The sequence below is a fragment of the Parafrankia sp. EUN1f genome, assembly GCF_000177675.1.
In the GTDB taxonomy this organism is placed as follows: domain Bacteria; phylum Actinomycetota; class Actinomycetes; order Frankiales; family Frankiaceae; genus Parafrankia.
This window is the reverse complement of the sequence record NZ_ADGX01000234.1, coordinates 1-9,717: the sequence shown is the minus strand read 5'-3', so window position 1 is coordinate 9,717 and position 9,717 is coordinate 1. Positions and strand designations below refer to the sequence as shown.

The 9,717-nt window shown below is 71.2% G+C and carries 12 protein-coding genes; 3 read left to right on the top strand and 9 right to left on the bottom strand.

Annotated features, from left to right (window positions below):
- The coding region (locus FREUN1FDRAFT_RS36110) for a transposase (protein WP_035953398.1) at positions 1–350 on the bottom strand (350 nt) is incomplete at its 3' end.
- 792 nt (positions 351–1,142) lie between these two features.
- Between FREUN1FDRAFT_RS36110 and FREUN1FDRAFT_RS36105 the strand changes: the two genes are divergently transcribed.
- Positions 1,143–2,036 carry a helix-turn-helix domain-containing protein gene (locus FREUN1FDRAFT_RS36105; RefSeq protein WP_157475772.1) on the top strand — a complete coding sequence of 298 codons (894 nt, stop codon included), beginning with the start codon at positions 1,143–1,145 and terminating at the stop codon, positions 2,034–2,036.
- A gap of 27 nt (positions 2,037–2,063) precedes the next feature.
- Here the strand turns inward: FREUN1FDRAFT_RS36105 and FREUN1FDRAFT_RS36100 are convergent, their stop codons facing one another.
- Together FREUN1FDRAFT_RS36100 and tatA are read right to left on the bottom strand one after the other, a co-directional pair.
- The gene (locus FREUN1FDRAFT_RS36100; protein WP_006545356.1) at positions 2,064–2,318 is read right to left on the bottom strand and encodes a GlsB/YeaQ/YmgE family stress response membrane protein; all 255 of its coding nucleotides are present in this window, start codon (positions 2,316–2,318) and stop codon (positions 2,064–2,066) included.
- Positions 2,319–2,422: 104 nt separating this feature from the next.
- Positions 2,423–2,701 carry a Sec-independent protein translocase subunit TatA gene (gene tatA / locus FREUN1FDRAFT_RS36095; protein ID WP_006545355.1) on the bottom strand — a complete coding sequence of 93 codons (279 nt, stop codon included), beginning with the start codon at positions 2,699–2,701 and terminating at the stop codon, positions 2,423–2,425.
- A 267-nt stretch (positions 2,702–2,968) separates the two neighbouring features.
- On the opposite strand from tatA, the gene FREUN1FDRAFT_RS36090 reads away from it, so the two are divergent.
- The gene (locus tag FREUN1FDRAFT_RS36090; RefSeq protein ID WP_006545354.1) at positions 2,969–3,436 is read left to right on the top strand and encodes an NUDIX domain-containing protein; all 468 of its coding nucleotides are present in this window, start codon (positions 2,969–2,971) and stop codon (positions 3,434–3,436) included.
- 400 nt (positions 3,437–3,836) lie between these two features.
- Here the strand turns inward: FREUN1FDRAFT_RS36090 and FREUN1FDRAFT_RS36085 are convergent, their stop codons facing one another.
- The 4 genes from FREUN1FDRAFT_RS36085 to FREUN1FDRAFT_RS36070 all read right to left on the bottom strand — a co-directional run bounded on the left by FREUN1FDRAFT_RS36085 (position 3,837) and on the right by FREUN1FDRAFT_RS36070 (position 6,983).
- On the bottom strand, positions 3,837–5,204 hold the full coding sequence (locus FREUN1FDRAFT_RS36085) for a cation:proton antiporter (RefSeq protein WP_006545353.1): 1,368 nt from the start codon (positions 5,202–5,204) through the stop codon (positions 3,837–3,839).
- A gap of 16 nt (positions 5,205–5,220) precedes the next feature.
- Positions 5,221–5,703, bottom strand: a complete 483-nt coding sequence (locus FREUN1FDRAFT_RS36080; protein WP_006545352.1) for a cation:proton antiporter regulatory subunit — start codon at positions 5,701–5,703, stop codon at positions 5,221–5,223.
- A gap of 393 nt (positions 5,704–6,096) precedes the next feature.
- On the bottom strand, positions 6,097–6,498 hold the full coding sequence (locus tag FREUN1FDRAFT_RS36075; RefSeq protein WP_035957251.1) for a hypothetical protein: 402 nt from the start codon (positions 6,496–6,498) through the stop codon (positions 6,097–6,099).
- Positions 6,499–6,623: 125 nt separating this feature from the next.
- Complete coding sequence (locus FREUN1FDRAFT_RS36070) at positions 6,624–6,983, bottom strand: hypothetical protein (RefSeq protein WP_006545350.1); 360 nt, start codon at positions 6,981–6,983, stop codon at positions 6,624–6,626.
- A 235-nt stretch (positions 6,984–7,218) separates the two neighbouring features.
- Here FREUN1FDRAFT_RS36070 and FREUN1FDRAFT_RS36065 point away from each other — a divergent pair, with 235 nt between their 5' ends.
- Positions 7,219–7,932: an O-methyltransferase gene (locus FREUN1FDRAFT_RS36065; protein WP_006545349.1), complete on the top strand. Its 714-nt coding sequence runs from the start codon at positions 7,219–7,221 to the stop codon at positions 7,930–7,932.
- 96 nt (positions 7,933–8,028) lie between these two features.
- Here FREUN1FDRAFT_RS36065 and FREUN1FDRAFT_RS36060 read toward each other — a convergent pair whose 3' ends face one another.
- Positions 8,029–9,375, bottom strand: coding sequence for an acetyl/propionyl/methylcrotonyl-CoA carboxylase subunit alpha (locus FREUN1FDRAFT_RS36060; RefSeq protein ID WP_006545348.1), 1,347 nt, complete (start codon positions 9,373–9,375; stop codon positions 8,029–8,031).
- On the bottom strand, positions 9,375–9,717 hold a 343-nt coding region (locus tag FREUN1FDRAFT_RS36055; protein WP_006545347.1), incomplete at its 5' end, for a biotin/lipoyl-containing protein. The genes FREUN1FDRAFT_RS36055 and FREUN1FDRAFT_RS36060, both read right to left, overlap by 1 nt.

Sequence of the window (9,717 nt, the reverse complement as noted above, 5' to 3'; positions counted from 1 at the left end):
CGCTGGACACCGACGGTCATCGATCCCTTCTTCACGTCGCCGGTCTCGTCGAAGACGAACACCGCCTCGGGGTCGCCGAACCGTTCGACGACGTAGTCACGCAGGTCAGCGCGCAGACCGTCGTCGTCCCACACCGCCTCGGCCAGGAAATGCTGCATCCCACCCGGTGAGGCCTCCCCGGCGTACTCGGCCAACGTCCAGCAGTTCACCCGAGGCAGCCCGGCCATCAGACCGCGCAGGAACCGGCGCATCCGCCGACGGGACTCCGGCCGACGGAACCGGCGGTCGAGCCGGCCCGCGAGCCCCTCGAACGCTTCAAGCCACCCGTCGGGGTCTACGCTGGGGCACACGGCCGCCGGCTGATCTTCACGTGTCGTCACAAACCGCGAGGATCACCGGTGGTCTCTTACGTTCCCGGACCCGCGTCCCTCCTCAGCCCCGCCACCCAACCATGACCCACCAGATCTAAACGATCACAGAAGTCGGGCTGGAGTACTAGGCCGCGGCCTTCGACGAGCATGCGGCCGTGATCCACCACTGGTCCTCACTGACTACCGGCAGGCGTTGGTCGCCGTGCGCGCGGTCGGTCCGTCCCCGTTGCTGCTTGTCCAGGGAACAGCCACACCTACGGAGGTGGCACGGTCCGCGGGTCGTCGGCTGGACTCCGCGCCCGAGTCGCCGTCGGGGAGGCGTGGCGCCCCGCTCTGCTGCGCAACAAGGCGCCGACGGTTCCCGGCCGCAGGCTCGGAACCAGGCCTCGGCACCGTGTCCGCCGGCTACTCCGTCCGTATAACTGGCGACAAGTGCTAGAAAATTGAAGATAGCTATTTAAGTCTTCGTGCAAGATGGGTCTGCGCCAAAAAGTCGGCCAGTCCACGGGGTGGGAGCGCCGATTTCTGGGGCTGCCCGGTCGAGTAGATAAATTATCTCTCTCTTTGTTCGACGTCGGATGGCTGTGGGGACTCTAGTAGCAGAAACGCTGCGAGATGTGGCTTGGTTGTGGTCACGGTGGAAGCCTGGTGGGTGTGACCGGTTTCGCGAGCTAACGTGGATCATCCCCATCGATGGGGCGGCCCCGCCCGGTGTTAGAGCACCGGAACGGGGCCTCGATCCGAACCCTGAAAGCCGCAGGTGTCCGAACCGTGAGCTCCAGCATTCCACAACGCTCCGCCGTTTCCGCGCTGTACTCCCATGTTCGTGCCGTAAAGCTTGTCCCGACTGTGGTCTGTGGGCGGGTGGTGTCGGTGCGGGTGCTGCGTTCCACGCTGCTTGCGGTCGCCTACTACCTCGACGCGGAGGACTGGTCGGGCGCGTTCCCGTCGATGCCCACGCTGGCCGCGCGGGCCGAGGAGTCGGTGTCCACCGCCCGGCGCGCAGTCCGCGCGCTGGAGACGATCGGTGTCCTGGTCACCGAGATCGGTGGCGGCCGCCGGTCGAACCGGTATCGCATTGTCCGTCCCGCGGCCACGGCGGCGGAATCGACCGCAGGCCCGAAGTCGGCGCCCGAAACGCCGGCTGAGGACCGGGGTGCCCGGTCCTCAGGACCGACGACTCCCGAAGGATTTACCTGGCGTTCTCCCGGGGGAGAACGCGGCGGCCCTGCCGGCCGGGAGACCACCACGTCGAGGCGGGGTCGTATGGTGCCCGCGGACCTACGGCCGCTTGCGGATGCTCTGGTTAGTCGGGGGCTGCGTGCGTCGTATGCACTGACCGCGGGGCAGGCCGATGGTGTGCGCGCCGTACTGGGGCGCGTTGGCGTGGGTGGCATGGTCTCGGCCGCCTACCGGGCGCACCGGGCGACTGATCCGGCTCGGTGGTGGTCGGCCTGGCTGGACATCTGGTCAGGCCTGCACACCACATATGCATCACCCGCACCGCCTGCATCGGTCGGTTCGGCGCCTGTCGGTGACGCGGCGGTTGGGGCAGCCGCCTGCCGCGCTGCACTTGTCGCGGCACGATCCGGGTCAACCCGCGGCGACCGGCGGCGCTGCGACGAGAGGCAGATGAAGGTGGTGGCCAATGTGCAGGCTGGCTGACCTGCGCTTTCGCCTGGTGAGCTGGGTCTACTGGTTGCGACCGGTGGCTGACGCGGTGATCAGCACCAGTACGGCGGCGACGCCGACCTGCAGCAGGAGCGTCAGCAGCCAGGCGGCGTCGATGGCGTTCGCGATGGCCAGACCGCCGGCGGCACCGATCAGGCCGACCAGGATCGTCATGAGGCAGCCGATCGCCTGCCGCCCGGGAACCACGAGGCGGCCGAGCACCCCGATGACGAGCCCGGTGACGATCGCACTGATGATTCCGCTCGGTGCGTCCATACCGCTGCGTGCCCCTGTGTCCGGTTGTCTGACCTGTGTTCCCCGGGCGTTCTAGGGCGCTGGTTTCCCGGCGCTGCTCCGCTGGCCCGGCGTTGCTGCTGGTGCTACCTGGCCGCGGCCGAGTGGGCGGCCTCGCCTGTGGCCGGGATCACGGCGTCGGGCGCTGCCGCAGGGGCGACGGGTGCCGCGGGGGCGACGGGCGGTGCCGTGGCCGACGGTGCGGGCTCGCTGTGGTCGTCCTCGCGGAGGCCCTTCACCTCGGACTTGAAGATCCGCATTGAGCGGCCGAGGGAACGTGCCGCGTCCGGGAGCCTTTTCGACCCGAACAACACCAGCACGACGATCGCGATGATCAGAATTTCCGGTGCACCCAGGTCGGGCATGACCACCTCCACGAAACGGTCGGCCGCGCGCGGGTTTCGGCCAGCCTCCGATGATGGTAGCCCCGCTGGAATCGCCTGGGAGGCCCTACGTCGCAGGAAAGGAGCCTCGTCTCGGCGGGCCGGTGGGTCTGGTGACTTTGCGTGGGCTTCTGGTGCGTTCCCGTGCGGATACGGCCCCGCCGTCGCCATAGTGAGACCTGCGGCGCAGGGATGCCGGGCGGCCCCTGCTCGGCCGAACGACCTGTCGAGACCAGGAGGTAATGACTGATGGGGCGCGTCGACTACTACCACGACCCCGATGCTCCCGCCGCGAACTCCCTGGTCGTCGGGGGGTCGGCGGTGGTGGTCGACGGCGAGGGCCGGATTCTGCTGCAGCGGCGCGCCGACACGGGGAAGTGGGCCCTTCCCGGCGGGCAGATGGACATCGGCGAGTCGTTCGCGAACTGCGTCATCCGGGAGACGAAGGAGGAGACCGGGTTCGACGTCAGGATCGACCGTATCATCGGTATCTACTCCGACCCGCATCACGTTTTCGCCTACGACAACGGTGAGATCCGCCAGCAGTTCAACATCTGCTGTGCGTGCACCATCACAGGCGGATCGGTGCAGGTCAGCGAGGAGTCGACCGCGGTCGGCTTCCATGGCCTCGCCACGCTCGACCAGCTCGAGATTCAGGAGAGCAATCTCGCGCGCATCCACGACTACCTCGCCGACGGCCCGCCAGTCCTCCGTTAGCGGTGAGGGCGTTCGGATCTTCGGGCGCTGGCTCAGGCTTGCCGCTGCTGCCGAGTAAGACCTGAGGCTTGTGGTCGTGGGGAGCTCACGAGTGTGTAGCAAGATCCCAAGAAGTGGCGGATCCGGGGCCACCGATATTGACCTGGAGGTCAGCGCCCACCCGTCGCACGCCGACCCGCCGGGTGTCCCGGGCCACCGCGCAGCGCCAGCAGTTCACACCAATGGGGGCAAACGGCGCGCCGAAGTGCTTGGCAATCCGCAAGAAGTGAGGATTTCGGTTGGTGTAGGAGCCGAAATCCTCACTGCTTGCTCAGAAGCAGCGCGCGGATGCCGCGGCCGGAGCACCGGCCGCGGTCACGCCCTCGACGGACGCACCGCGGGCCGGCGCCCAGTGCCGGAGTCAGTCGCGCACGGTGTCCCGTGGACGCTGCGGCAGGTCAGCCGGATCGTCCAGGCCCGCCGCGGCCGGATCGGCGTCGGCCTCGACCGACAGCGGGCCGCGCGGCTCGGGTGGAACCAGGCCAGCCCCAGCGACCGGGCCGGTCACGGGGGCTGATCTGGTCGCCGGCGCTGAGCTGGTTGCACCGTGCGGGCTGCGCCGGCGACGCAGCGCGGCGCGGGTGAGCGGCTCGACGACGCGGGCCGCCACCGGGCCGATGATGGCCATCAGCAGCACATAGCTGGCCGCGAGCGGCCCGAGCCGGGGCTCGACGTCGGAGGCGACCGCGAGGCCGGCGATGACGATGGAGAACTCGCCCCGCGCGATCAGCGCCGCTCCGGCACGGAAGCGTCCCATGGTGGCGATGCCGGAGCGCCGTGCCGCCCACCAGCCCGTGAACATCTTCGTGGCGACACCCGCGGCCGCCAGCCCCAGTGCGGGCAACAGCGCCGACGGGATCTGCGCCGGATCGGACTGCAGGCCGAAGAACACGAAGAAGACGGCGGCGAACAGGTCGCGCAGCGGGGTCAGCACCTCCCGCGCGCCCTCGGCCACCGGGCCCGACAGCGCGATGCCCACGAGGAAGGCGCCGACCGCGGCCGACACCTGCACCTGCTGGGCCACACCCGAGACCAGCAGCGCCAGGCCCAGCGCGCGCAGCAGGATGATCTCGTCGTTGCGGTCGGACGTCGGGTTGTACACCAGCCTGGTCACCCGCGCGCTGTGCCGCAGCGCGAGGTAGAGGACGCCGACCATGGCGCCGAGCGCGATCGCGAGCGACTGTGCCGCGCCGGCGAACGTCGTGCCGGCCAGCAGCGCGGTCAGGACGGGCAGGTAGACCGCCATCGCGAGGTCCTCGAGGACGAGCACCGACAACACGACCGGGGTCTCCCGGTTGCCGAGCCGGCCGAGGTCCCCGAGAACCTTGGCGATGATGCCGGAGGACGAGATGGCGGTGACGCCGCCGAGCACGACCGCCGCCCGCCAGTCCCAGCCGAGCAGGAACGCGGCGGCCACCCCGGGAGCGGCGTTGAGGGCGAGGTCCAGGCCACCGGCCGGAGCATTGCGGCGCAGGCCCACCAGCAGCTCACCGGCGGTGTATTCCAGGCCGAGGGTGAGCAGCAGGAGAACGACGCCGATCTCGGCGCCGATCGCGATGAACTCCTCGCTCGCGCCGAGCGGGATCAGGCCGCCATGGCCGAAGGCGAGGCCGCACAGCAGATAGAAGGGAATCGGGGAGACCCCGAACCGGGCCGCGCCGTGCCCGACGAGGCCGAGCAGGAACAGGACCGCGCCCAGTTCCATCATTATCGAGGCAAGATCATGCATATGGTCGCGGCGCCCCTCAGCCGGACCGCAGGAGGTCGCCGACAGCGGCGGTGTTCTCCGGCGTCCCGACGACGACCACGACATCCTCCGCCTGGAGACGGAAGTCCGGCCGGGGCGAGGCGAGTACCTGCTGTTCGCGGACCACGGCCACGATCGACGCGCCGGTGCGCGTCCTGGCTCTGGTGTCGCCGAGCAGCCGTCCGTCGTAGGGCGACCCGGCGACGATCGTGATCTGGTCGCCTACGAGGCCCGCGAACGCCCGGCTGATGTCGGCCAGCTTCTCGACGATGTGGGGAGCACCAAGTAGTTCGGACAGCACATCGCTCTCCTCGGGAGTCAGGGTTATCGACTCGGCGCAGGAATCGGGATCCTGGGCGTCATAGACCACCAGGACGCGGCGGCCGCTGTGATGCGACACCACGCCGACCCGCCGGCCGGCGCGGGTCGAGAAGTCGTGCCGCAGGCCGATTCCCGGAAGCCCGGTTTCTTCGACATTCATGGGAAACCCCGTCAGTGATGTGTGTGTCGAATTCAGGATGTGAGTTCAGGAGGGCGGGGGTGCGAGGGGCCGACCGGCTGTCACCGACCGCGTTCGGTCGGCCGAGGTCGGCCGGCCGCTCGGCCGCTCGGCAGGCCGCCGGGTCGTGGTCGGGATTGGGACCGGGCGCGGGCGTGCCGCCCCGGGGCACGTCCCGGCAGCGAACCGGAACGATCCGTCCGCGATGTCGTCGCTCCTGGCGGCGAAGGCTTCCGACCCGGCTCACCCGGATGACGCCGGGCCGGCGGTCGGCCATCGAGGCACTGTCGGCGATGCTGGTGGGTGACGGGGTACCGGCGATCCGTTCGCGGCCGGTCGAACGCCGGCGACCGGATCGCGGCGTGGCGCTCGCGCTCAGACCGGACGTTCACCCCGCGCCGGCGGGTCGCGCGCACCACCGGGGCCTACCGGGCGCAGTGGGCGTGCTGCGCAGCGGGAGCCGCGCCATCCCAGGAAGACGGCGCTGAGAACGAGCGGAACGAGCGCGGCGGCGAGGCCGGCCTCGTGACTGCCGGCCCACGAGGGCGACGAGTTCGTGAGATGGGCGCCGCGGTCGAGGTGCGGGAACGGCGAGCCGCCCTGGAGCGGCGGCAACGTGGACAGGGCCGATGTGGCGGCCGCACCGATGAAGTCTCCCGGGGAGTGGCCGCCAGCGCGCCCGGCGGTTCCCGCACCGAGGCCGAGCAGCGCCAAGACCGCGACGACGACCACCCACGCCTCCCGGGCGCGCACGCGGTGGCCGGTCGACATGGTCACAGGCTAGGGCATCCGAGACCGATCGGGCGTGACGCGGGGAAGTCGGGACGAGAGCTCGCGAGGTAGGCGCCGGCCTGGAGGGTCGAGATGGAGGTGCCGGGAGACCGTGTACCGAGTGGCGGTGATCAGCCTTCGGCGAGGCGGGCGCCGTGGCCGGTCTCGGCGGCGGTCACCGGCGAGGCCTCGCTGCTGAGCAGCCGCCAGCGGGTGATGCTGCCATCCGGGCCGCGCAGCCACCCGCCCCGTAACGCCTCCTCGATGCGGCGGCGTACGGCGGGCTCCTCGGAAGGCTCGGTGGCGAAGAGGATCCGCAGGCGCACCCCGTCCGACGTACGGGTGGCGGCGGTGTGGTGCGGCGCGTCCGGGCAGGGCGGCGGATGGTCCCAGTGCCCGCACAGGGCGACCGTCACCGCCGCGCCGGGTGCGTTGAGGTCGGCGCCGGACGGCATCTCGACGACGGCCTGGTGGGCGAACGCCTGCCGCATGACGACCAGTCTCCTGCATCCAGGTGCCGTCGTGTGCCGTCGCGCCGCGGCTGGCGCCGTACGCCGACGGGTCGCCTCAGGCGCTGGCGCCGAGCGCCCACAGCGGGTGCTGCGTGCCTGGCGCGGACTCCGGGCGTGGCATGCGTCGGCACCAGTACTGCGGGTATGCGGCCTTGCGGGCGGTCGACTCGTGAGTAGTATCGCGATGTATCGCGATTACTCGGCGGAGGGTCAAATGAGTGATGTGCTGAACGGACCGTTGCGCGATCCCGACGTCCACGCGGTGATCGAGCGGGTCAGGGCTGAGGGCAGGCCGCCCGGCTGGGGCCCCCGCCCCGTTGGCGCGGGTGGGCCGGGTGGTCCCGGTGGGAGGGGCGGGAGTGGTCCGCGGGCGGGGGGCGGCGGCGGGTTCCCGCCGCGCGACCCGTTCGAGTTCACCGATGTCGCGTTCCCGATCGCGCCCGAACAGGGCGACCTTCTCTACCTGCTGTGCCGGGCGACGGGTGCGACCCGGGTCGCCGAATGCGCGACATCGCTGGGGATCTCCACGCTGTATCTCGCCGCCGCGATGCGCGACAACGGCGGCGGGCTGGTGATCGGGTCGGAGATCGTCCCGGAGAAGGCGGCGAAGGCGCGGAAGAACCTCGCCGACGCGGGCCTGGACCAGCTGGTCGACATCCGGGTGGGCGACGCGTTGGAGACGTTCGCCGACCTCGGCGGGCCCATCGACCTGCTCCTCGTCGACGGCTGGCCGACGGCGAACCCGCCGAGCCTGTCGCGTTCGATCATCGGCCTGGTCGCCCCGCAGCTGCGGCCCGGCGCGATCGTCGTCAACGACAACGCGGAGGAGGACTATCTGGAGTACGTCCGCGACCCCGCGAACGGCTTCGTCGGGATGTCCCTCCCCCTCAAGGGGAGTACCGAGGTCTCGGTCCGGGTCGGTACCTGACGTCCACGCGGCTGTCTCGGCGGCCCGTCCCGTCGTCCCGTCGCGACGGGACGACGGGACAGCCGCCTGCAACGAGCGACGAGAACGGCGCGGTGGTCAGGACGTCAGGGTCTCGATCATGACGGTGTCGTGCTCGGCGGCGACGAAGCGGGGATGGTCGAGCAGGCCGCGCAGGAACTCCGTGGTCGTGACCACGCCGGGGCCGTCCGCGTGCAGCTCGTCGAGGGCGCGGCGCATCCGGGCGAGGGCCCGGGGGCGGTCCGGGGCCCAGACGACGACCTTCGCCAGCAGTGAGTCGTAGTAGGCCGGGATGCGGTACCCGGGGCGGGCGTGGGTGTCGACCCGGACGAACGGGCCGGCGGGCGCGGAGAACTCCTCGAGCGTCCCGGGGGCGGGGGCGAAATCGCGCCGTGGATTCTCGGCGTTGATGCGGCATTCGATCGACACGCCGCGGGCGTCGACGTCCGCCTGGGTGAAGCCGAGCGGCTCGCCGGCGGCCACCCGGATCTGCTCCGCGACCAGGTCGAGGCCGGTCACCATCTCGGTGACGGGATGCTCCACCTGCAGGCGGCAGTTGACCTCCATGAAGTAGAAGCGGCCCTGCGGGTCGACGAGGAACTCGAAGGTCCCGGCGCCGACGTACCCGCTGGCGAGGGTGCCGCGCACCGCCGCCGCGCAGAGCGGCTCGACGACCTCGGCCGGCAGGCCTGGCGCAGGGGTCTCCTCGACCAGCTTCTGGTGGCGCCGCTGCAGGGAGCAGTCCCGGGCACCCAGGTGGACGGCGTTGCCGTGCGTGTCGGCCAGTACCTGGACCTCGACGTGGCGCGCGGACGGCAGGTACCGCTCGACATACAGGCGGCCGTCACCGAACACCGCCTGGGCGGTCGCCCTGGTGTGCCGGTAGGCGCGGGCGAAGGCGTCCGCGTCGTGAACGACGGTCATTCCGCGCCCGCCGCCGCCGGCCGCGGCCTTGACGATGACCGGGTAGCCGATCTCCGCCGCGACCGCGGCGGCCGCCTCCGGCTGGTCGGGGGTGTCACGGCTGCCGGGCAGCAGCGGCAGCCCGGCCTCGGCCATGATCCGCCGGGCGACGGCCTTGTCGCCCAGGCGGGCCATGACCTCCGGCGGCGGGCCGATGAAGGTCAGCCCCTCGGCCGCGCAGACCTCGGCGAAGTCGGCGTTCTCCGACAGGAAGCCGTAGCCGGGATGCACGGCGTCGGCGCCGCGGATACGCGCCGCCTCGATGACGGCGGGAATGTTGAGGTAGCTCTCCCGCGACGGCCCGGGGCCGATCTGGACGGATTCGTCGGCGAACGCGACGACGGCGCTGTCGCGGTCGGCCGACGAGTGCGCGGCGACGGTGGCGATGCCCAGCTCACGGCAGGTGCGGGCGACGCGCAGCGCGATCTCGCCGCGGTTGGCGATGAGAACCTTCTTGATCATCACCGGCCGCCGGCGGGTGCGTCGACGTCCAGGGTGAGCAGGGGCTGGCCGTACTCCACCGGGGTGGCGTCGGCGACGAGGACCTCACGGACCACACCGCCGCGATCCGCCTCGACCGGGATCATCAGCTTCATCGCCTCGATGATCCCGACCTGCTGGCCCGCGACGACGGTGTCGCCGGCCCGCACGAACGGGTCCGCACCCGGCTCGGGGGAGTGGTAGAAGACGCCGACGGTGTGCGCGGGGACGACGTAGGCGAGCGCGTCGTCGGCGCTCTCGCGCGGGCGCGGGGCCGCCGCGGCCTGGGCCGGCTCGGCATGACCCGGCCCGGTGGGGCCCCCG

Coding starts and splice junctions, on each gene's coding strand:
- FREUN1FDRAFT_RS36100 (WP_006545356.1), bottom strand. CDS start 2,318: ATGGACGCACCGAGCGGAATCATCAGTGCGATCGTCACCGGGCTCGTC.
- tatA (WP_006545355.1), bottom strand. CDS start 2,701: ATGCCCGACCTGGGTGCACCGGAAATTCTGATCATCGCGATCGTCGTG.
- FREUN1FDRAFT_RS36090 (WP_006545354.1), top strand. CDS start 2,969: ATGGGGCGCGTCGACTACTACCACGACCCCGATGCTCCCGCCGCGAAC.
- FREUN1FDRAFT_RS36085 (WP_006545353.1), bottom strand. CDS start 5,204: ATGCATGATCTTGCCTCGATAATGATGGAACTGGGCGCGGTCCTGTTC.
- FREUN1FDRAFT_RS36080 (WP_006545352.1), bottom strand. CDS start 5,703: ATGAATGTCGAAGAAACCGGGCTTCCGGGAATCGGCCTGCGGCACGAC.
- FREUN1FDRAFT_RS36070 (WP_006545350.1), bottom strand. CDS start 6,983: ATGCGGCAGGCGTTCGCCCACCAGGCCGTCGTCGAGATGCCGTCCGGC.
- FREUN1FDRAFT_RS36065 (WP_006545349.1), top strand. CDS start 7,219: ATGAGTGATGTGCTGAACGGACCGTTGCGCGATCCCGACGTCCACGCG.
- FREUN1FDRAFT_RS36060 (WP_006545348.1), bottom strand. CDS start 9,375: ATGATCAAGAAGGTTCTCATCGCCAACCGCGGCGAGATCGCGCTGCGC.